We start from the raw sequence: 20,887 nt of genomic DNA, 5'->3' as shown, positions 1-20,887 counted from the left end.
GTGAGATCCGGCGGTCGGCTCCGGCGGTGAGGTCCAGCAGTTGGGTTCGACGGTTGGGTCCGGCGGTGAGGTCGGGCTGCGGTCAGGAAACCCGCTTCCGCGACCGCGGGCCTGCCGCGTCACGCGTCACGCGGGGAGGTTCAGCAGGGCGAGCGGAGTGGAGGTCGGTTGCTCGGAGCCGCCCTTCGGCTCGACCGTGACCCCCATGCCCGACGCCCCGGCCACAGCGCCCTTCATCAGGACGGCCTGGCTGGTGTGGGCGGGGTCCATCAGGCCGGCGGACCGCATGGAGCCGTCGTCGTCGAACCAGAGCTGGTACACCTTGCCCCGAGGCGGCTCGGTCATCCCGGAGGCCAGGAAGACGGCCCTGTCACGGCTGTCGGAGACGACGACGGTACCCGTGGCGCCACCGGCCAGCTTCGTGGTCCGGCTCCTGGCGTCCGGGGCCGTGAGCACGGCCGCGATGTCGTTCGCTCCCCGGTCGGCCCGGCGCGCCTGCTCCAGGGCGTCCTCGGCGCGTTCGTGCTGCCACACCGCGGTACCGCCCAGTGCGGCGGCCGCCGCGAGACAGGCGGCCAGCGCCCAGCGCGACACCGGACGCCCGCGCGCGGTCGTCCGTGCGCGGTGCGGCAGGGCCGGGCCACCCGGCCCCTCCTGCCGGACGGTCCGGATCCGCCGCAGCACGTCCTCCCGCATGGCGGGGCGGGGCGGCTGGGAGACGGCGAGTCCCAGCCGGGCGGCGGTGGCGGACAGTTCGGCCGTCTCCCGCGCACACGGCTCGCAGTCCGCGAGGTGCCGCTCGAATGCCTCGCGTTCCTCGTCGGACAGGGCGTGCAGGGCGTAGGCGCCGGTCAGTGTGTGCAGATCCGCAGTGGTCACGCGGTCACCCCCAGGCAGTCACGCAGTCGGATGAGGCCGTCCCGGAGCCGGGTCTTTACCGTGCCCAGCGGAAGCGCCAGGGCTTCGGCCACCTCGCGGTAGGTGAGCCCGCGGTAGTACGCGAGGTCGACGGCCTGACGCTGGATGTCGGTCAGGGTGCGCAGACACCGCCGCACCTGTTCCCGCTCCAGCCGTGCCTCCACCTGCTCGCTCACCTCGTCGTACTCGGGCGTGCGGTCCAGTTGGGCCGCCTTGTGGTCCCGTGCTGCCGAGGCCTCCACCGAGCGCACCCGGTCGACCGCCCGCTGATGGGCCATCGTGAGGATCCAGTTGATGGCCGTGCCGCGGTCCGTGCGGAAGCGCGGGGCCGTGCGCCACACCTCCACCAGAACCTCCTGAGCCACTTCCTCCGACTGGGCGCGGTCCCGCAGGACCGCGCGGACGACACCGAGGACCGGGCTCACCACGGCGTCGTACACCGAGGCGAACGCCTGCTCGTCGCCCAGGGCCACACGCCGCAGCAGTTCCTGCAGATCAGGTTCGGCCGAGTGGTGCCTGCCGATCTGGGCGACTTCGTTCACCGGGGTCCTCCGTCGTCGGGACATCCGTCGAGACATCCGTGGGACGTCCGTCAGGACATCTCCGGACGTAATCCGACGCCGGAGCCGCGGCGGATTGGTCCCTGACACCCATGAAATCCCAGGTGAAGCCGGACTGCGCGGGCAGACGGACGAAGGGCGTACGGTTTTGTCCCGACCGGCGGCCGGCCACGGCCGGCCGAGCCGCCGACCAAGCCGTGGGCCGGTCGGCAACGAATATGGAGTGAGACAGGTCCGGTGAGCTGCGGCGGCTCGACAGACGGGAGCGGGAATGACAGTGCACGAACAGGCATCCACCGATGAGTCGGCGGGCGCGCACGCCCCCGCGCTGGTGGTGCGGCGGCCGGCCCGCTCGCCCCGTGCGGCCGTCCTGTTCCTGCACGGCGGCAGGTCCGACAGCCGGGCGCCGTCCCGTCCCTGGCACCTCGCGGCCGTGCGCATGAAGCCCTTCCTGCGCGCCGTCGCCCGTGCGATACCGGACGACGACGTCCTGCTGGCGGAGGTGCGTTACCGCGTACGGGGCTGGAACGGCGGCGACGCCGACTCCCTGCGGGACGCGCGGCGGGCACTCGAAGAACTCCGGCGCCTGGCTCCGGACGTCCCGGTCGTTCTCGTCGGCCACTCGATGGGCGGCCGGGCGGCGCTGCGTGCCGGGGGCGCGGCGCAGGTCCGCGGCGTTCTGGCGCTGGCTCCCTGGTGCCCCGAGGGCGAGCCGGTTGCCCAGCTGCGGGACAAGGAGGTCGTCGTGCTGCACGGAGACCGCGACCGGGTCACGGATCCCCTTCTGTCCAGGGCGTTCGTGAACCGGGCCCGTGCCGCGGGCGCCCGGGCGGCGTTCGTGGACATGGCGGGCGGGGACCACGCCATGCTCCGCCGCGCCGGGGACTGGCACCGCATCGCGGTCTCCACCGTCCTGGAGATGCTGCCGCCCGCCACCGGGACCAATGGTGCTACCGGCACTACCGCGGTGTCAGGACGCTGAATTCGTTGCCGTCGGGGTCGGTCATCGCCACGCTGCCGGGCTCGTCCTGACCGGTGTCGAGGCGCTTCGCCCCGAGGGCGAGCAGCCGGTCGACCTCCGTCCGCAGGTCACCGTGAGCGCGGGGAGCGAGGTCGTAGCGCAGCCGGTCCCGGCCCGTCCTGGGCGCCACCGGCGGTCCCCCCCACGTGAACTTGGGCCCGCCGTGCGGAGAGCGGATCGCGGTCTCCTGGTCCTGGTCCCAGACCAGGGGCCAGCCGAGCGCCTTGCTCCAGAAGTACCCGACCTCCTGCGAGCCGTCGCAGGCCAGCGCTCCGATGAAGCCGCAGTCGGCGAGGAAGTTGTTGCCCGGCTCGATGACGCAGAACTCGTTGCCCTCGGGGTCCGCGAGCACCACATGCTCCTCCTCCGGGAGCTGGCCGATGTCGATGTGCCGTGCGCCGAGTGCCAGCGCCCGGTCCACCGTGCGCCGCTGGTCCTCCAGGGACGTACTCGTCAGATCGAAGTGCATCCGGTTCTGGCCGGTCTTCTGCTCCTGCGACGGCAGGAAACGGAGGCGGAATCCGGTGTCGTCAGCGGGCAGGAGCAGGATTCCGTCCTGCGGGTCGTCGACCGTCTCCCAGCCGAGGAAGCGTGACCAGAACCGCGCGAGACCCTCGGGTTCGTTCGCGTCGAAGCTGAGCGCGAACAGCTGACCACTCGTATCCCGGTCCATCCCCGGTCCCCCTGACTGAAGCTGACGGCAGGGCGCGTGCTCGGCGCCTCGCACGCGAGCCTAGGCGTGCGCCCGCCTCACCCGCATCCGGGTTTTCGCCGCCGCACCGGCGCTCACACCGGGGAGTCCGGGTCGGAGTCGGCCGAGTGTCCGGTCCCGTGCCGCGTCCGGTCGGGCCAGACGCCCACATGGTCCGGTTCGGCCGTCAGGCGGACGCGGCCCCGCAGCCCGTAGCGTTCCACGTGGTCCCGGGGCAGCTGGAGGCGGCCGGCGCGGTCCAGGACGGTGTACTCCTCGGCGCCCCCGCCGTCGGGCCCGCGCAGGGTCTCCGTCGACGTACGGCCGTCGCGGATACGGACCGTGCGGCGGACCTGGTCGGAGACGAGGGGGTCGTGGGTGACGACGAGGACGGTGGCGCCGAGTTCCTCGTTGGCGCGGCGCAGTGCGGCGAAGACCTCCTCGCCGCTCGCGGTGTCGAGTTCGCCCGTGGGTTCGTCGGCGAGCAGCACCCGCGGCGCGTTGGCCGTGGCGACCGCGACGGCCACGCGCTGCTGTTCGCCGCCGGAGAGTTCGGCGGGACGCCGGTCGCGGCAGTACGCGACGCCGAGCACGTCGAGGAGTTCGGCGGCGCGCGCGGCCCGCTCGCGGCGCGGTACGCGCACGTACTTCATCGGCAGCGCCACGTTCTCCAGGGCCGTCAGATACGGCAGCAGGTTGCGTCCTGTCTGCTGCCAGACGAAGCCGACGGTGTGCCGGCGGTAGCCGAGCCGCTCGCGCCGGCGCAGGGCGAGCAGGTCGTGACCGGCGACGCGGGCGCGGCCCGCCGTGGGCAGGTCGAGTCCGGAGAGGATGGACAGCAGGGTCGACTTGCCGGAGCCGGAGGCGCCGACGAGGGCCATGCACTCGCCCTCCTCGACGACGAGGTCGAGGCCTTGTAGCGCCTGGACCTCGACCTCGTCGGTGCGGTAGACGCGGACCAGGTTGTCGCAGACGACGAGCCCGTCGTCGGCGCCCGTGTGCGGTCGGCGGGCGTCTCGGGCCCGCTCCTCCAGCCGCCGCAGATCGCTCACCTGCGGCGGGTCGTCGGGCAGTCCCGGTTCGCCGAGTCGTGTCTGGTCTCCAGGCTTGCCCGGTGACCCGGATCGCACCGGCTCGCCGAGTTGCGACGAGCCGCTCCCCTGGCGGTCCCCGTGCGGGTCAGTCACCGTTTCTCCCCAGTCGCAGGACCGCGCCGAGCCCGCGGCGCCGTCCGATCCAGGTCTCCACGCCGACCGCCGCGAGCACCAGCGCGCCGAGCCCCGCTCCCAGGGCGGCGGTCAGCAGCAGGTCGGGGTGGGGCGTGGGGGCGGCGGGCCCGCCCGTGAACTCCCGCAGGTCCAGGGCGGGTCCGAGCAGCGCGGGCAGTGCCAGCCCCAGGGCGATGCCGCCCGTCACGGCCGCCAGGACCATCGGCAGCAGTTGCAGCAGGTGCAGTCCCGAGGTGGCCCGGTCGCCGAGGCCGAGTGTGCGCAAATACGCGGTGGTGCGGCCACGTGCCGGAGCGGACAGCAGGAGTTCGAGGACCAGCGCCAGCAGGGCGAGGAGCACGGCGAGCGCGGTACATGCGGTGTGCGCGGTCCGCAGGACGTCGATCATGCCGTCGGCCGCGGCGTCGGCCTGTTCCTCGGAGCGGATACGCAGTTCACCGAGGGCGCTGTCGCCGGTGGCGCGCGGCACCAGGGACCGCAGGGCCGCCACGTCCAGGCGCGGGCCGTACAGCAGCAGTGAGGTGCCCTCGAAGTCGCTCGCCCCGATGGCCGCGAGGTCACGGTTGTCGGTGAGCAGCATGCGTTCCCGGGCGGGCGTCGTGCCGCGGACGGGGCCCAGCGCCGGGTCGTGGCGTACGTCCTCGGGGAGGGCGCCGACGACACGTAGCCGCAGTTCTCTGCCGTGGGAGGCGATGGTGAACAGGTCGCCGGTGCGGGCCCCGGTGGCCAGGACCCGGATGTCCTCGCCCGTCCGGGGGCCGGTCAGGCCGGCGTCGTCGAGTGTGCGCGCCGCCGTCGAGCCGGGGGCCGCCGCCCGCAGCCGGGCGCCGTCGACGCCGACGAGGCTCGCCACGCCGTACCGGTTGCCGCTGGTCGCGCTCGTCGGGTCCACACGCAACTGGCGTACGCCGACGGTGTGTTCCACTCCGCGCGCCTGGCCGAGCCGCTCGGCGAGGACGGGGTCGCGACCCGCGCCGAGGTAGGAGGCGTCGGCGCCGACCTGCCATGCGGCGGCGGCCCGGCGTCCGTCCGCCAGAGTCCCGGCCACCAGACCGCCGAACACCGCTCCGGCCAGCGTCACCACCAGGACCAGCAGCGCGAGTGCCCGGGCGTGCGCTTCCTTCGCGGCCCGGGAGAGCGCGACGAGCGTCACGACACCTCGCCGCCGCGCCGACCGGCGCGCCAGGATCCGTACGGGGAGCGGATAGACGCGTACCAGGACGGCGACGGTGGCCAGTCCCAGCAGGGCGGGTGCGGCGGCGAGCAGCGGGTCCGGCCCGGCCTCTCCGGCGGTGCCCCGGGTCCGCAGCGCGAACACACCGGCCGCGGCGAGGAGGAGTACCGCCGCCTCGGCGACGACGCGGCGTCCTGCCGCGTACGGGACCTGGTCGTGCCCGGCGCGGACGGCGCGCTCGCGCAGGGCGTGCCAGGTGAGAGCGGGCAGCAGCAGCCAGACGAGTGCGGCGACCAAGAGCCCTTGCCGGTAAGCGGGTTGGGGGCCGGGCAGCGAGCGGGCGGCGGCCATGCCCGCCAGGAGTCCGAGCAGCACGACCGGCGCGGTCTGGGCCGCTCTCGCCAGCGCGAGGCCGGTCGCGGAGGCACCGCGGGCGCGCTGCAGCCGGTGGGCGTCGAGGCTGCGGCGTACCGCGAGCAGCGCGGTGACGGCGGCGGCGAGCAGACCGACGACCAGCAGGGACGCGAGCGCGAAGGAGATGACGACACGGCCCTGTCGCCACTGCCGGCCGAAGTCGGTGAGCACTTCGGGCAGGTGTGTGCCGTGCCGCAGGGTGGAGGCGGGGTGCGGGCCGATCGCGCAGTACATGCCGCCGAAGTCGGCGATGTCGCCGCAGAAGACGGACCGGGCGTCGTCCGGGTAGGCGGTGAGCAGTCGCTGCAGTTCGCGCTGTCCCTGGTCGTCGGCGAAGCGCGCGGCGGTGCCCGTGTCGAGGTCCAGGCGCAATCCCCAGGTGACGGTGAGCGTGGCGCCGGCCTGTGTCTGGAGAGCGGTGACGGTGCGGGGTGCGACCAGGGCGCGCACCTCCCAGTCGAACCCGGAGGCGCTGCGCGGCGGATACCTGGACGGGCGTGCCAGCGAGGGCTGTTCACGCCACAGCCGGTCGCTGCCCGTGCGCGCGCCCCTGTCGCCGGCTGCGCCGCTTCCACTGCCACTGCCAATTCCGCTGCGGCTGCCGCTGCCGCTGACCGGGGCGCTGGCCGAACCACTGCCAGGGTTACCACCCGGGCCCTCGGCGCCCTTCCCCTCGGCGCTCCCGGAGTCGCCGCCTCCGCCGTCCGTCGTGAAGAAGCCGACGACGACGGCCGTGGCTTCGACGTTCCTCAACGCGGCTGGGCGCAAGGGGAGTTGCTGTCCGAGCCGCAGGCGCAGCGCGTCGCGGGTCCGGACGGAGAGGGCGATCTCGACGCGCTCAGCGTCCGGGGCGGGCGGTCGCCCCTCGGTGTAGGAGGCACGCCCCGGCGCGTCGGAGGCGTACACCAGGCCGAGTCCCACCTCTCCGGCTGCCGTCGTGGTGGCGAGGGTCGGCAGGGCGACGCGGGTCGAGTCGTGCACGAGGCCGCCGTTCAGGGCGGCGGGGGCCGCGTTCACGATCACATCGGTGACCGGGAGCAGGTCCTCGGCCAGGTCGCTCGCCCAGGCGTCGGAGCCTTGTCCCTCCGCCGGTTCGAACTGCGCGCCGAGCTGGATTCCGGGCTCGGCCCGCTGTTCCTGGGCCAGCCGGGAGGCGAGGGCGCGTCCGGCGAGCCGGTCGAGGAGCGCGGGAGTGGCCGCGGCCACCGCGGTGAGCAGCGCCACCAGCACGGCCAGGCAGACCAACAACGGCAGATCGGCACGCGCCTCGCGCAGGCCGACGGAGCGGAGGGCTCGGGAGGAGCGCTCCGCCCCTGCTCCCCCGTCGGGCGCCACGCCGGAGGAGCGCAGGGCTCGCGAAGGCCGCTTCATCGGTCCTCCCCCGCCCGCAGCACCCGGGCCAGGTCGACCTGGCCCAGGAAGCGGGCAGCGACGGTCACGACCGCGCAGATCATGAGGGTCACGGCGCCCGCGGTGAGGGTCACGCGGGTCCAGGGGACGGCGGTGAGCAGGCCCGGGTAGACCGGTCTGCCTGTGTCGTCGACCGTGACCACCGGCATGATCGTGGCGGCCAGCGCGGTGCCGAGCAGGGTGCCGAGGACCGCCGCGACCGCGGCCAGTGCGAGCTGCTCCGTCCACAGATACGCGGCGAGTTGACCGCGTCGTACACCGAGCGCCCGAAGCAGCGCGAACTCGCCCGTTCTGGCGCGTGCCGAGAGAGCGGTGTGCAGGGTGAAGCCGACGACGGCGAACGCCGGTGCCAGGACGAGACACAGCGTGAGTGCTCCGCGTGCCCCCTGCCGCAGGGGATCGGCGGCGAGCCGGGCCCGCATCCGGGGCACGTCGACGGCCGTGCCGAGGCGGGGATCGGCGCGGACGGCGTCCAGGGCTGCCGTCGCGTCCCCGTGGTCGGCGGCCACCCACCAGGCGGACTCGGTGACGGGCAGGGTGCCGCCCAGGACGAACTGGGCGGCCATGGCCCGGGAGTCGACGAGGAGCCGCGGCCGGTCGCGTTCGGCGCCCGGCACGGCGTCGATCGCGCCGACGATCCTGAGGCGGGCGCTGCCACCGCCGGCACGCTGCAGGGTGACCGTGTCCCCCACGCGGGCCGTGCCGGAGGAGAGCAGCACGCGGTCGGCGAGCGCGGGCATGGCCGGACTCCCCTCGGCGCGGTCCGTGCCGAGCCGCACGCTCCAGGTGGGGTACCTGAGTTCGGTGTCCGGTCCGCGCAGCACCGCGTCCAGGAGCGTGCCGGGCGCCGGGCGGTCGGAGCAGAGCACGGGTCCGGGAGCGCTCGTGGGCGGTCGGCGCGGTGCGGCGCCCGGACATCCGGCGATACTCCGGTCGGGGGCGTCGGCGCGCAGGTCGTGCCAGGCGGCGGGCCGGGTGAGGCCGGGCACGCGGTCGACGGAGAGCCGGTAGGTGCGTCGTACCGTCTCGCCGGTCATGCTCAGGCCGAGCTGGACGATACGTGCGCCGTCACCGTCGACCGGGACCTTCAGCCGCACGGTACGGGCCGCGCCGCCGGTGTCCGTGAGGACCGCTTCGCTCGCGCGGGTGAGGCCGTCGGCGTCCACGAAGTGCACGGTGAGCACGACCGGCACCGGGGTGCCCGGCCCGTCGGCGGACAGGCGTACGCGCAGGGGGAGTTCGCGCGCCGGGCCGCCGAGCGGCAGACCGTACGCGGGGATGTTCCGGCCGAGCGGGGCGACGAGTGCGGACACCGGCCGGTCGGCGAGATCGGGGCGCAGGGCGGGTGCGGGGCCGCGTGCGGTGTTGATGCCGGTGACGGTCGTCCAGCTCTGGCCGAGGTAGCCGTTCGCGTCCACCACGGGCGTGACGGCGCCGGCACCGGGCAGTGCGGCGTACGCGGCACGGCGGTCGGCGACGGGCAGCCGTCGGCCGGGGTCGATCCGCAGGTCGGCGCCGACCCGGAAGACCGCCTGGTCGTGGTCGCCGCGGTCCAGGATCGCGAGGGCGGTGCCGCTGAGCGCGGCGACGGCCAGTGCGAGGGTCACCAGCAGGGTGGGACCGGCGTGCCGTGCGGCCCGCCGGGCGATCTGCCAGCCGCCCAGGGGCAGGACGAGTCCGGTGCCGCGCCGGGCGAGCGGGTCGGCGGCCCGGGCGGCCAGCGGCAGCGCCCGCAAGACGAGCAGCGCCGCCGCGCAGGTCATCGCGACGGGCGCGAGGATCAGCACGGGGTCGATACCGCCGCCGGTCACCGGCGAGCGGTACTGGCGCAGTTGCAGCCAGCCGACCACGGCGACGGCGGCGAGTGCCACATCCGCGCCGAGCCGCTGCGCCCCCGCGAACCGCCCGAGCCGCAGCCGCAGTCGGCGCACCGCTTGCCGGTCCCGCACGGTCCGCACGGTGGGCAGCAGCAGGGCCACGCCGTGCACCGCGACGGCGAGCAGCGCGGCTGTCCAGCCCGCCGTCGAAGTCGCCGTGGTGGGTACGTCGCCGGGGATCAGCCCGGCCCGGTCGAGGAGGTGCAGCAGGGGTCCGGCGAGGAAGGGCGCGGCCAGTCCCGCCGGTACGGCCACGGCCGCCCACTGTGCTGCCGTCGACGAGGCCAGCCGTGGGGTTCCGGCGCCGCGGGCGGCGAGCAGCGCGAGTTCGGGCCGGCGGTGTTCGGCGAGCTGGCGTGCGGTGAGGACGAGGGCGGCGGCGGCCAGGGCGGCGAGCAGGGTCGCCGGGACGTAGAGTCCCGCGCGGGCCACGGCGATGGGGGTCGTCAGCTCGTCGAGGGCGTTGTCGAGGGTGGACCTGACGTCTAGTTCGGTGGTGACGGGTGCGCCACGGAACACGGACAGCGCGGTGTCACTGCCGCTGAAGGCGTCGGCACGCCGTGCCAGCGGCCCGATGTCGCCGAGCCGCAGTCCGCCGGTGTCCGGCACGCCCAGCCACAGCGCGTCGGCGTCCTTGGCCAGGCCCGGAGTCGTCGCGATCGCCTGACGCGGTACCAGCATCATGGAGTCGGGGGTGCCGAAGGTGGGGCTCAGGCTCGCCCAGAGGGCCGGGCTGCGGCCGCCAGCCCGGTACAGGCCGGCCACCCGCATGCGCACCTGTGGGCCGCTGTCGGGCTGCACCCGCAGTTCGTCGCCGGGCCGCACGGCGAGCTCGGCGGCGAGCACCTCGCTCAGCGCGGTCTCGACGGTCTCTGCGCGCGCTGCCCGCGGCCAGCGGCCCGTCGCCAACTCGGCGTGCCGCGGGATCTGTTGGATCGCGACGAGCGTGACCAGGGTGTCGTCGCGCCGACGGCCGTCCGCCTCCGTCACGCTGAGCGCGGCGGAGCGGCCGGCCGGGACCCGTAATACGGACCAGGTGTGGTGCGGTACGCCGTCGAAGGCACGGCCGACGGCGGCGCGTACGAGACCGTCGACGTCACCGGCACCGCGTGGCCGGTACGGTCCGAAGACCTCGACCACTGCCTCCGGGTCGCGGGCGAGCCGCCGCTGCGTCCCGCCTTCCACGGCCTTCTCGGTGAGTGCCGCGAGCGCGGCGAGGACGGTGGCGGCGAGCAGCACGGCGAGGCCCGCGGCCCCCAGCACCAGTCCGTGGTGCGCGGTTCCACGCACTGCTTCGGGCGCGCGTCTCCCACTCAACTCACCGGCCTCCCCCCGTACGGCCAGCCACAGTATGGGACCGTCCGTTCGAGGCCCGCAATCGTCAGGCGGAGCCTGGCGGGATGACGTCCGTGCCGGGCGTGGCCCGAAAAGCGGTTACTCCGGGAGTTCGAGCATGGGTTCGCCGCAGGACTGGCACTCGGCGTGGACGTCGAGTTCGTTGAGGATCTCGGCGTATTCGGGATGGCCCTTGAGCGCGGCCATGGCGGCGAGCAGGTAGCGGGTCGAGGTCTGGTCGTGCTCCGCCGTGGCCAGCGTCTCGGCCAGGAGACCCAGGGCTTCGGGCAGGGCCTGCCGGTAGGCGTCCGCGATGTCGCCGGGCACGTCGTCAGGCACTTCTGCGAGTTCGCCGGAGCAGATGGCCACGAGACCGACGACGTACAGGTAGTCGTCGCGCTCGGAGCGGGCCGCGGGCAGGCCGCGCGCGAGGGTGACGAGGTGCGGTACGGCGGCGTAGGCGGCCGACCAGGCGGTTCCCTCGGAACACAGGTAGGGCCACAGGTCGGAGAACCGCTCACCGTCGGTGGGATCCGCCACCAGCTGCCGCAACTCGTCCGGGACGAAGGGCGCGTCCGGCGCACCCCGTCCTTCGGACCAGCCCCGGTGGTCGAGGGCGGGCCAGCGCGAGTCGTCCAGAGAGATCATGGGCGAGAGTGTAAACACACTCCAACTCAGTGCGTCGGATGGGCATTTGGCGCGTCACGGGCGATGCGTTGCGGGTGACACGTCACGGGCGACGCATTACGAGGCCGCGGCCCGACGTGATGGATCAGGCGTCCCGCCGGCCGGCCTCGCGGAGAGTCGGCGGGACGCGCAGTGAGGCATCAGGCGGCGGCTGCCGACTTGACCGCGTGGGCGACCTGCGCGCGCAGGTCGACGAACTCGCGTGACTCACGCAGCTCGTCCGCGTCGACGGCACCTCGCGGGAGGGTGATCGGCAGGTCCAGGGCGACGGTACCGGGACTCTTGGTCAGGACCACGATGCGGGAGCCGAGGAACACCGCCTCGTCCGCGGAGTGGGTCACGAACACCGTGGTCCGCCCCGTCTCGGCAGTCACCTGCCGGACGTCCTCCTGGAGCCGCTCTCGCGTCAGCGCGTCCAGTGCCGCGAACGGCTCGTCGAGCAGGAACAGCGGGTTCTCGGCGGCGAGGGCGCGGGCGATGGCGACGCGCTGCTGCTGACCGCCTGATATCTCCCACACCCGCCGCTTTCCCGTCCCTTCGAGGCCGACGCGGGCCAGCAACTCCGCCCGCCGCTCGGGCCATTGCGCGCGGTCGACCCCCGCGTACCGCAGCGCGAGGTCGATGTTGCCCTGCACCGTCCGCCAGGGGAACAGCCGAGGTGTCTGGAACACCACCCCCGCCGTTTCGCCCGGACGCGGCGCGGCGCCGGAGACGCGCACCGAGCCGTGGGTGGGCTGCTCGAACCCGGCGATCAGCCGCAGCAGCGTGCTCTTGCCACAGCCGGACGCACCGACGAGGACCAGGAACTCGCCCGCGGGGACGGTCAGATCGACCGGCCCCACGGCCGTGACGGTCTCGCCGCCCCGGCCGTACCGGTGGGTGACGTGGTCGAGCCGGACGGACCCGGCCCGCCCGGCACCGCCCTCGGTCTCAACTCCCTTGGGCACCGTGTCACTTGAGGACATCGGGAAGTCCCTTCAGATAGAAGGCCTTGCGGACGGCGTCCTCGGACGGCGCGGCATCGATCTGCTTCTGGCCGGCGAGGAACTCGGCGGTGTCGGTGACATAGCCCAGCAGCTTGCCCGGACTGCCTTCGGTGCCCAGCCAGTCGGCGGAGGCGACCTCGTCAGGAGTGAGGAACACCCCTTGCGCGAGCTGGGCCTTGGCGTCCGCCGCACTGATGCCCAGCTCGGCGGCGACCGCCTTGACCGAACCGTCGGGGTCCGACTTGAGCAGGCTCAGGGCCTGTGCCTCCACCTTCCGCCAGGTGTCGATGGCCTTCGGGTCCCTGGAGATGAGTTCGTCGGAGACGACGGCCAGGTCGAGGGTCGGCTTGCCCGCGGCCCCGATCTCCTTGCTGCTGGTGAGCTGGGTGCCGGTCTTGCGCAGTTCGTCCAGGGTCGGCAGCCAGACGTAGGCGGCGTCGATGTCACCGCGCTGCCAGGCGGCGATGATCGCCTGCGGTTGCAGGTCGACCAGCTTGACGTCGGACGTCTTGAGGCCGGCCGTCTCCAGCGCCGCGAGCAGGCTGTAGTGCGAGGTCGAGGCGAAGGGGGTGGCGATCGTCTTCCCCTTGAGACCGGCGACATCCGATATGCCGGCGTCCTTGCGGGCCACCAGAGCCTCGTTCTCGCCGGCCACGTCGAGGACGAACGCGACCTTGTACGGGATCGGTGAACTCCCGGAGATACCACGGGCGAACGGGCTGGAGCCCAGCGCGGCGATGTCCAGGGACTTGCCGAGGAAGGCCTGGTTGACGCTGGCGCCGGAGTCGAACTTGATCCAGGTGATCTTGTAGTCGGGCAGCTCCTTCTCCAGCAGCTTCTTGTTCTTCACGAGCAGGTCGCCGCTGGGGAAGGCGAAGTATCCGATGCGCAGCCGCTTGGAACCGCCGGACGAGGATGCCTCGCTGTCCGAGGAGCAGCCGGTGGCCGCCGCGGACACCGCTGCCAGGGCGCCGGCGAGCAGCAGGCGTCGGGATGGGCCTTGCGGGGTGGAGCGAGACATGGCTGGGCCGTTTCTGTAAGAGGAATTCTGTGAGCGGAGTTCCGTGAGCGGAGTTCTGTAGGCGGAGTTGCGCGAGCGGAGTTCTGTGCGAGGAGGCGGGGCAGGGTCGGGAGTCGGGGGCAGGGCCGGGAGTCGGTGGCAGGGTCGGGAGTCGGGAGGAGAAGCGGGCCGGGGCTGCCGCCGGCCGGTGTCGCAGGCCCTCTAGACGTGTCCGCGCCAGGGCACGACCGCGCGTTCCAGCCGGAGCAGCAGTCCGTCGATGATGAGTCCGGAGATCCCGATGGCGATGATGCCGACGAGCACCACCGGGGTGTTGTTGTAGTTGGCGGCGTCCTTGACCATGCCGCCGATACCGGGCAGTCCGTTGACCAGCTCGGCTGCCACGAGGGAGGAGTAGGCGACGCCCACGGCCAGCCGGATGCCGGTCAGTGTCTCCGGCAGGGCGGACGGCACGATGACGTCCTTGACGACGTCCCACCGGGATCCGCCCAGGGCACGGGCCGCCTCGACCAGGCTCTGCGACACGGCGGTCACCGCGGTGGTGGTGGACACCGCCACCGGCGGGAATGCCGCCACGGCCAGCAGGGTGATCTTGGGCTCCTCGTTGATGCCCAGCCAGATGATGAGCAGCGAGAAGTACGCCAGCGGCGGCAGGGTCCGCAGGAAGGTGATCCAGGGCTCGAAGAGCGAACGGACCCAGCCGACGGTGCCCATGACGAGGCCGAAGACCACCCCGAGCGCGATGCCGATACCGGCGCCGAACGCGATGCGGCGCAGGCTGATGCCGAGATGCTCGATGAGGGTGGTGCCGTTGTAGCCGCGTACGCCGTCGTGGGTCGTGGACACGTCGATGAACGCGCTCCAGACCTTGGCCGGGGGCGGGACGAGTGTCTCGCTCCATGTTCCGCTCGCGGCCAGCAGTTGCCACAGGAGGAGGAACAGCAGGAGCGAGCCGAAGGGCAGGGCGACATGGCGTACGCGGGCGGTGCCGCGGCGACGTCGCCGCGCGGGCGGTTCGTCGGGCAGCGGAGCCAGTTCGGTCTGTGGCGGGGACGGGATGGTGGACATGGGGACGGGGCCTCCGTGGGCGCCATGGGCGCAGGAAGATTGGCGGTCGAGGCCGACCGGGGGCCGGGATGACTCAGAGAACGCACCGGGGTGCGGGAGAACGGACAGCGGAGGCCGCCGCCGGGCACATCACCGGACGGCGGGGCGCGTCAGAGGCGCGGAATCAACAACATGCACAACACGAACAACACGAAACGGGGCGTCGGCACAGGTCGATGACCAGGCGTCGCACCAGCGGTTCGTGATTCATGGGGCCCATTTGTACAGCAGCCGAGGCACTTCACCAAGAGGTGTCCCACTACCTGGGACCAAGTACGTCCGCCGCTCCTGCCGCCCGCCCTCAGTGCTCCTGCCGCCTGCCCCGAGTCGGCTGCCGTTCCGCGGACTGCTGGAGCCGACGGCCTCGAAGTCGGCGCGCACCACACCGAGTTCCGTTACACAGCCGCCATGAGCCTGTCACGTAGGGACGGAATGGCGGGCGCTCGCCGGCCCGTTGCCCTGGGTATGACCGTCGGAGCAGCACTCTCACCCCAGAACCGGATCGACAGTACGGTGCGACTCGCCCAGGAGGCCCAGGAAGCGGGACTGCGCTCCGCGTGGTTCGGGCAGACCTTCGGCTACGACTCCCCCTCCCTCGCCGCGATCGTCGGCCGCGAGGTGCCGGGACTGCATGTCGGGACCGCCGCGATCCCTGTCTTCGGCCGGCACCCGCTGGTCGTCTCCAGTCAGGCGCAGACGGCGCAGGCGGCGACCGGGGGCCGCTATCACCTGGGGCTCGCGCTCGGTACGAAACAGCTGACGGAGGCGGGCTTCGGCATCCCGTACGAGCGGCCCATCGGCAGGCTCCGTGAATTCCTCATCGCCCTGCGCCAGTTGCTGGAGACGGGGAGCGCCGACTTCCACGGCGAGCTGCTGACCGCGACCACTCCCCTGTCGGCGCGGGTACCGGGAGCCGAACCGCCGGTGCCGCTCCTGGTGGCCGCCATGGGGCCCCAGTCGCTGCGTGTCTCGGGCGAACTCGCGGACGGCATCCTGCCGTTGCTGGCCGGGCCGCGCGCGCTCGCCGAGCACATCGTCCCGGCCGTCACCGCCGCGGCCGAGGCCGCGGGCCGTCCGTCGCCCCGCATCGTGGCCTTCGTGCCGGGCGTGGTCACCGCCGACGTGGAGGCGGTACGGGAGACCGCTACCGAGACACTCGCCTTCTACGAGCAGTTCCCCTCCTACCAGCGGGTCATCGGGCTGTCCGGCGGAACCCGCGCCGTCGACCTGGCCGTCATCGGCGACGAGGAGACCGTCGCCGCCGAGGTACGCCGCTACCGCGAGGCCGGAGCTACGGAAGTGGTGTTCACCTCGACGGACCTGGCCGGCTAGGCCGACCGGCGGCGTACCTGGAAACTGCTCGGCGAACTGGCGAACACCTGAGTGACGGGGCGCTGTTCAGGCGTTGGCGTGGCGGTGCGCGGGCGTCCCGCGCGGAGCGGCGTGGTGTGCGGGCCTGTCCGCGCCCGTGCCCTGCAGACGGTGCAGCCACAGCGATGTCACGGTCAGCAGGCCCATGAACACCAGCGTGAAGAGCGCGGACACCCACATCTGCCGGCTTCCGGGATGCTGCCAGCCCACCCAGCCGGCGGATGCCGCCCACAACAGGACGGCGGCCGCGTAGAAGGTGCGCATCCGGTGCAGCTGCCGTACGGCCCTCAGGGGCATGGAGTGATCTTTCATCGGTGCCATGCCGGGCCGTGTACCCCCGATACTCCGCGTCTCACCGGTCATCGGTGCGCGTCCCCCCGGTTCCCGGCCGACCGCCACGGTGTTCGAAGTCCCGTCGTACGGCCGCGCCTTCGTCCTCGACGAGACCGGACGGATCCGGGAGTTCGAGTACGGCTCTGCAGTGCTCGCACACCGTGGCGTTCGCCGCGGGCCTGCTGCCGCACACCTTGCAGCGACGGTGTGCTTCACGGTCGCTGTCGTTCTCCGTCATGACATCTCCTGCTCGCGGTCGGGCCGGCCATCGTGCGGGGGCCGGGTTCCCAGCAAGCGAGCCCTGACTCCTGCGAAAACCGTCGCGGCGGAGTCCTGGGAGGACCGCCCGGAGGATCACCGGGCGCTCTCCTTGGATTCGACCCGCCCCCACGCCTTCGCGCCGGTCGTCAGCGCGTCCCGCGCCGTCTGCCACGCGTCGTCGCCGGTGTTGAACCGGGTCCGGAGGTAGGCCGCGGTGAGCCGTCCGAGCGCGGCGACCCGCCCGGGGTTCTCGTCCGTGGTCTCGGCGACGTCGTACCCGGCGATCCCACCGAGCCCGTGTTCGGCGTCGAACAGGGTGAGCAGGGTCTTGGGCCCGGGCGCGAGGGTGTACGGGTCCTTGTGCCAGTCCGGCCCCATGTCCGTGAAGTGCCGCGAGTCGTCCTTGTCCCCGGCGACGACCAGCGCCGGTGTGGTCATGGTCGAGAAGTCGATCACCTTGAAGAACGGGAGCGCCTTGGCCATGGGACCGTTCAGCACGTCACCGCCCCTGCCGGGAGCGGCCAGCAGCACACCCGCCTTGATACGGGGTTCGGCGAGGTCCACTTCCTCCCCGGTGCCGGGATCGGTGACGCGGGCCCCCAGCAGCAGTCCGGCGGTGAAGCCGCCGAGCGAGTGGCCCGCGACCGCGGCCTTCTCGTGGTCGATCCGCCCCGCGAGCTGCGGCACAGCAGCCTCGATCGCATCGAGCCGGTCGAGGATGTGCGTCATGTCCTCGGCCCGCGAGCGCCAGAAGAACGGTCCGCCGGGTGCACCGGCGAGCACGTCGCTCAGTGTCCTGGAGCTGAGGTGGGTCGGCTGGACGACCACGAAGCCGTGCGCCGCCCAGAAGTCGGCGAGCGGCGCGTATCCGTACAGCGAGGAGAGGTGGTTCGACCCGCCGTGGCCATGGGAGAGGAGGATCACGGGCAGATCGGTCCCGGTCGCCGGCGCGGAGACGCGCACGTGCAGGTCCACGGGCCGCCCGGGCACGGGCAGCACCACCGGGCCGTACGAGAGGACGGGCGCGGGTGAGACGGGAGCGGCAGCGGTGTCGGTGTACGCACTCATGATGAGCGGTTCCCTTCTGGTCGGCTGGTCAGGCAGGTCCGGTCTCGGCTAACCTGAACCGGAACGTTGCTCCGCATAATATTCGGAACAGCGCTCCGCTTTGTCAACCGCAGCCGGAAGGAAGCCTGGTGTCCACCGAGAACCCCACCGGGAAGGCGTCGGCCCGCACCAAACGGGCCGACGCGGTGCGCAACCAGCAGACGCTGCTCGCCGCCGCCGCCGAGGTCTTCGTCACCTCGGGCGTCGACGCGCCGATCCGCCAGATCGCGGCCAAGGCGGGCGTCGGGATGGGGACGATCTACCGCCACTTCCCCACCCGGGCGGATCTCGTCACCGCGGTCTACCGCCACCAGATCGAGGCGTGCGCGGAAGCCGGTCCGCGCCTGCTGGCCGAGGCCGACTCGCCGTTCGACGCCCTCCGTCAGTGGATCGACCTCTTCGTCGACTTCCTGGTCACCAAGCACGGGCTCGCCGACGCCCTCCAGTCGGACAGCAGCCGCTTCACCGCGCTGCACACCTATTTCCTGGACCGCCTGGGCCCCGTCTGCACGGAACTGCTCACGGCGGCGGTCGACTCCGGGGACATCAGGCCCGGCACGCAGCCCTACGAGCTGATGCGCGGCATCGGCAACCTCTGCATCGGACGGGACAGCGACCCGCGCTACGACCCGCGGCGGCTGATCGAACTGCTGCTCCTGGGACTGCGGCAGCCGCGGCAGGCCTGAGCCGGACGGCCGGCGCACCGGCCCCCTCACCACAAGGACGTCACGGCATCCCCCGAAGGCTGTGACGACATCCCAAATGACTCTGGACACAACGGAGTTGGGACCTCACCATGGTGCGCACATCATGGGTCGGCAGGGTGCTGCCGACCGGCGGGGCGAGCCGGGGGTGGCCATGGGATACGAACGACTGCCGCGCGAGTACCGGATGAGACGGTCCCGCAAGAACGCGTTCCTCTGGGTGATCGCCATCGGCACACTCAGCCTGGCACTGCCCCTGTGGAGCGCCGACGACCTGTCCGACTCCGTCCGGTACCCCGTCCTCCTGGTATGGGTGGCGCTCATGGGATGGCTCTTCTGGGCCACCCTGCGCTGCCGGACCGCCGCTGACATCAAGGCGATCCACGTACGCGGCATGGCCAAGCGCCGCCGGCTCGCCTGGGAGGACATCCAGGACATCAGGGCCGAGCCGAATCCGGCCTCGGCGGTGCAGAGCGGTGCGGCCAACATCCTGGTGCACGCCTACGGCAGGGACGGCAGCAAGGTGCTGCTGCCGTTCGTCGACGACCTTCATGTGAACGTCGAACGCGAACTGGGACTGCTGGTCGGCGCCTGGGAGGAACTGCGCGGCGACGACTGGGCCCCGGACCCGCAGGCCGCCTTCCTCATCGACCGGCGCGACGACCGTCAGGCGGCCTTCATGACGGGATTCGCCGCCGTGATGCTGGCGTTCATCCCGCTGACCGTCCTGATGCTGTTGCCCCTCTTCGTCGACCTGCCGGAGTGGCTGGCGTCCGTCCTGACACCGTTCCTGGTCATGGGGGTGGGGGCGCCCCTGATCTTCGTACTCGCCGCGGCGGCCTCGTACCGCGGTCGCCGGAGCAGCAGTAGCAGCGGCTGACGGGCCCTAGGCGCACGCGGTCGCCCCGCGCGCGGAGGCCGGCGGCGCCTCCGTCGCGCATCACAGGGGAGGCCCGCGCGATCAGCTTGCCGCCGGCAGGGGAAAGAGCAGGCAGCTGCTGGTGGCGTGGGCGAGCAGCCGGTCGGTGGAGTCGAGGAGTTCGGCCTGTGCGAGGGCGGTACGGCGGCCACTGTTCAGGACGGTGCCGACAGCGCGGACCTTGCCCGTGTCCACGGTGATCGGGCGCAGGAACTTCAAGGAGAGGTCGAGCGAGGTGTACGCCATGCCCTGGGGGAGCACCGACTGGACGGCACAGCCGGCCGCCGAGTCGAGCAGCGTGGCGTAGACACCGCCGTGGACGCTGCCGATCGGGTTGTAGTGCTCCTCGCCCGGCTCCAGGACGAAGACGGCCCGGCCCGGCTCGACCTCCTCCAGGGCGAAGCCCAGGGCGGCGGACACGGGCGGGGCGGGCAGGCGTCCGGCGACGATGTCGCGCAGGAAGTCCAGGCCGGTCGCCTGTCCCACGGCGCCCGCCGAGACGGCCGGATCCTCCCAGGTGAACATACGCGTTCTGTCCATGACCCCGACTCCACCCGTCATTTCCCCAGCTGACTATTTTTATCGAAGCTAGCCAGTCCGTCCTCTGGCTGTCAATGGCGAAGCAGGCCTAGGGTCGTCGCATGGAGTGGGTCGAGGTCAGTACCGAGAACTGCACGGTCCAGCGGACGCTGGACGTGATCGGCGAGAAATGGTCGCTTCTCGTGCTCCGGGACGCCATGAACGGAGTCCGGCGCTTCGACGACTTCCGGCGGCACATCGGTCTCTCGGACGCGGTGCTGGCGGACCGGCTGCGCAAGCTGGTCGCGGCGGGGGTCCTGGACACCAGGCCCTACCAGGAGTCGGGCCGTCGCACCCGGCACGAGTACCGGCTCACGGAGAAGGGCTGGGACCTGTGGCCCGTGATGCTCGCCCTCAAGGGATGGGGGGACCGCTACACCGCCGACCCGGACGGGCCACCGCTCGACGTCTTCCACAAGGACTGCGGCGAACCCGTGCACACGGTCGTCACCTGCGCCCACGGCCACGGCCCCCTGTGCCCCCAGGAGGCACGCACCCGCCCCGGGTCGTCCGCACGGCCCGTCGGCCCGTAGACGACCGGTCGTACACTCGCTCTCATGGGACGGACCAGCGAGGCCAGGGGGAAGATCCTCGACGCTGCCCGGTCGCTCATCGAGCTGCGCGGATACTCGGCCCTGGGTGTGGCCGAGATATGCAAGGCGGCCGGTGTGCCCAAAGGCAGCTTCTACTACTTCTTCGAATCCAAGGAAGCTCTCTCGCTGGCGGTGATCGACGAACACTGGACGGGCCAGCAGAGCACCTGGGAGCGCATCCTGGGCGCGGACGCGGGCCCGCTGGACCGACTGCACCGATTGTTCGAGGAGACGGAAGCCGCACAGCTCGCCGGGCAGGAGAGCTGCGGCAGCGTCGCGGGGTGCCTGCTCGGGAATCTCACGCTGGAGATGAGCAACCGGACGGAGTCCGTCCGCGCACGGCTCCAGGAGATCTTCGAGGCCCAGGTCACGATGGTCGAGGCGGTCGTCGTCGAGGCCCTCGAACGCCAGGAGGTCACCGTGACCGACACCCGGGAGGCCGCGCGTTCGGTGGTCGCGCAGCTGGAGGGGCAGGTGCTGTTCGCGAAGCTCTACAACAACACCCGCCGCCTCGGCTCGCTGTGGACGAACTGCCTGGCCCTGCTCGGGGTCCGCACGGCCGGTGAGGTCACGGCCGGAGCCTGACCTCC

20 protein-coding genes are annotated in these 20,887 nt (G+C 72.5%); 6 read left to right on the top strand and 14 right to left on the bottom strand.

Annotated elements, in window-relative coordinates; genetic code table 11:
* Positions 1-126: 126 nt before the first annotated feature.
* Complete coding sequence (locus tag ACFWGJ_RS04130) at positions 127-879, bottom strand: anti-sigma factor domain-containing protein (protein ID WP_387320834.1); 753 nt, start codon at positions 877-879, stop codon at positions 127-129.
* Positions 876-1,484 carry a sigma-70 family RNA polymerase sigma factor gene (locus ACFWGJ_RS04125; RefSeq protein ID WP_387320832.1) on the bottom strand — a complete coding sequence of 203 codons (609 nt, stop codon included), beginning with the start codon at positions 1,482-1,484 and terminating at the stop codon, positions 876-878. The genes ACFWGJ_RS04130 and ACFWGJ_RS04125 overlap by 4 nt, the downstream gene beginning before the upstream one ends.
* A 265-nt stretch (positions 1,485-1,749) precedes the next feature.
* Here ACFWGJ_RS04125 and ACFWGJ_RS04120 point away from each other — a divergent pair, with 265 nt between their 5' ends.
* Entirely contained in the window at positions 1,750-2,460 is a 711-nt protein-coding gene (locus tag ACFWGJ_RS04120; protein WP_387320830.1) for an alpha/beta hydrolase, read from the top strand.
* Here the strand turns inward: ACFWGJ_RS04120 and ACFWGJ_RS04115 are convergent.
* From ACFWGJ_RS04115 to ACFWGJ_RS04080, 8 genes are all read right to left on the bottom strand, one after another.
* Positions 2,438-3,172 (bottom strand): VOC family protein, encoded by a 735-nt coding sequence (locus ACFWGJ_RS04115; protein ID WP_387320828.1) that lies wholly within the window; start codon positions 3,170-3,172, stop codon positions 2,438-2,440. The genes ACFWGJ_RS04120 and ACFWGJ_RS04115 overlap by 23 nt on opposite strands.
* A 113-nt stretch (positions 3,173-3,285) precedes the next feature.
* Positions 3,286-4,263 carry an ABC transporter ATP-binding protein gene (locus ACFWGJ_RS04110; RefSeq protein WP_387320871.1) on the bottom strand — a complete coding sequence of 326 codons (978 nt, stop codon included), beginning with the start codon at positions 4,261-4,263 and terminating at the stop codon, positions 3,286-3,288.
* A 106-nt stretch (positions 4,264-4,369) separates the two neighbouring features.
* Positions 4,370-7,378: an FtsX-like permease family protein gene (locus ACFWGJ_RS04105; RefSeq protein ID WP_387320827.1), complete on the bottom strand. Its 3,009-nt coding sequence runs from the start codon at positions 7,376-7,378 to the stop codon at positions 4,370-4,372.
* Positions 7,375-10,611 (bottom strand): FtsX-like permease family protein, encoded by a 3,237-nt coding sequence (locus ACFWGJ_RS04100; protein WP_387320825.1) that lies wholly within the window; start codon positions 10,609-10,611, stop codon positions 7,375-7,377. The genes ACFWGJ_RS04105 and ACFWGJ_RS04100 overlap by 4 nt, the downstream gene beginning before the upstream one ends.
* 117 nt (positions 10,612-10,728) lie before the next feature.
* Positions 10,729-11,277: a hypothetical protein gene (locus tag ACFWGJ_RS04095; RefSeq protein WP_387320823.1), complete on the bottom strand. Its 549-nt coding sequence runs from the start codon at positions 11,275-11,277 to the stop codon at positions 10,729-10,731.
* A 179-nt stretch (positions 11,278-11,456) separates the two neighbouring features.
* The gene (locus tag ACFWGJ_RS04090; protein ID WP_387320822.1) at positions 11,457-12,281 is read right to left on the bottom strand and encodes an ABC transporter ATP-binding protein; all 825 of its coding nucleotides are present in this window, start codon (positions 12,279-12,281) and stop codon (positions 11,457-11,459) included.
* Positions 12,268-13,323: an ABC transporter substrate-binding protein gene (locus ACFWGJ_RS04085; protein WP_387320821.1), complete on the bottom strand. Its 1,056-nt coding sequence runs from the start codon at positions 13,321-13,323 to the stop codon at positions 12,268-12,270. Before ACFWGJ_RS04085 ends, ACFWGJ_RS04090 begins: the two co-directional genes overlap by 14 nt.
* A 201-nt stretch (positions 13,324-13,524) precedes the next feature.
* Positions 13,525-14,391: an ABC transporter permease gene (locus ACFWGJ_RS04080; protein WP_387320819.1), complete on the bottom strand. Its 867-nt coding sequence runs from the start codon at positions 14,389-14,391 to the stop codon at positions 13,525-13,527.
* Between the two features lie 504 nt (positions 14,392-14,895).
* On the opposite strand from ACFWGJ_RS04080, the gene ACFWGJ_RS04075 reads away from it, so the two are divergent.
* The gene (locus ACFWGJ_RS04075) at positions 14,896-15,762 is read left to right on the top strand and encodes an LLM class F420-dependent oxidoreductase (RefSeq protein ID WP_387320869.1); all 867 of its coding nucleotides are present in this window, start codon (positions 14,896-14,898) and stop codon (positions 15,760-15,762) included.
* Between the two features lie 66 nt (positions 15,763-15,828).
* Here the strand turns inward: ACFWGJ_RS04075 and ACFWGJ_RS04070 are convergent, their stop codons facing one another.
* From ACFWGJ_RS04070 to ACFWGJ_RS04060, 3 genes are all read right to left on the bottom strand, one after another.
* Positions 15,829-16,098, bottom strand: a complete 270-nt coding sequence (locus tag ACFWGJ_RS04070; protein ID WP_387320817.1) for a hypothetical protein — start codon at positions 16,096-16,098, stop codon at positions 15,829-15,831.
* A 55-nt stretch (positions 16,099-16,153) separates the two neighbouring features.
* A complete protein-coding gene (locus tag ACFWGJ_RS04065) occupies positions 16,154-16,372 on the bottom strand; it encodes a hypothetical protein (protein ID WP_387320815.1) in 219 nt (72 codons plus the stop codon).
* A gap of 116 nt (positions 16,373-16,488) precedes the next feature.
* Complete coding sequence (locus tag ACFWGJ_RS04060; protein WP_387320814.1) at positions 16,489-17,463, bottom strand: alpha/beta hydrolase family protein; 975 nt, start codon at positions 17,461-17,463, stop codon at positions 16,489-16,491.
* Positions 17,464-17,591: 128 nt separating this feature from the next.
* Between ACFWGJ_RS04060 and ACFWGJ_RS04055 the strand changes: the two genes are divergently transcribed.
* Both ACFWGJ_RS04055 and ACFWGJ_RS04050 read left to right on the top strand, forming a co-directional pair.
* The gene (locus ACFWGJ_RS04055; protein ID WP_387320813.1) at positions 17,592-18,188 is read left to right on the top strand and encodes a TetR/AcrR family transcriptional regulator; all 597 of its coding nucleotides are present in this window, start codon (positions 17,592-17,594) and stop codon (positions 18,186-18,188) included.
* Between the two features lie 124 nt (positions 18,189-18,312).
* Positions 18,313-19,086: a PH domain-containing protein gene (locus tag ACFWGJ_RS04050; protein WP_387320812.1), complete on the top strand. Its 774-nt coding sequence runs from the start codon at positions 18,313-18,315 to the stop codon at positions 19,084-19,086.
* A gap of 81 nt (positions 19,087-19,167) precedes the next feature.
* On the opposite strand, the gene ACFWGJ_RS04045 is transcribed toward ACFWGJ_RS04050, so the two are convergent.
* A complete protein-coding gene (locus ACFWGJ_RS04045) occupies positions 19,168-19,665 on the bottom strand; it encodes a PaaI family thioesterase (RefSeq protein ID WP_387320810.1) in 498 nt (165 codons plus the stop codon).
* Positions 19,666-19,766: 101 nt separating this feature from the next.
* Between ACFWGJ_RS04045 and ACFWGJ_RS04040 the strand changes: the two genes are divergently transcribed.
* Positions 19,767-20,237, top strand: a complete 471-nt coding sequence (locus ACFWGJ_RS04040) for a winged helix-turn-helix transcriptional regulator (RefSeq protein ID WP_387320808.1) — start codon at positions 19,767-19,769, stop codon at positions 20,235-20,237.
* A gap of 24 nt (positions 20,238-20,261) precedes the next feature.
* Positions 20,262-20,882 carry a TetR/AcrR family transcriptional regulator gene (locus tag ACFWGJ_RS04035; RefSeq protein WP_387320806.1) on the top strand — a complete coding sequence of 207 codons (621 nt, stop codon included), beginning with the start codon at positions 20,262-20,264 and terminating at the stop codon, positions 20,880-20,882.
* The last annotated feature ends 5 nt before the right edge of the window (positions 20,883-20,887 follow it).

The sequence above is a fragment of the Streptomyces sp. NPDC060205 genome, from assembly GCF_042728395.1.
In the GTDB taxonomy this organism is placed as follows: domain Bacteria; phylum Actinomycetota; class Actinomycetes; order Streptomycetales; family Streptomycetaceae; genus Streptomyces.
This window is presented reverse-complemented; position numbering and strand designations above follow the sequence as displayed.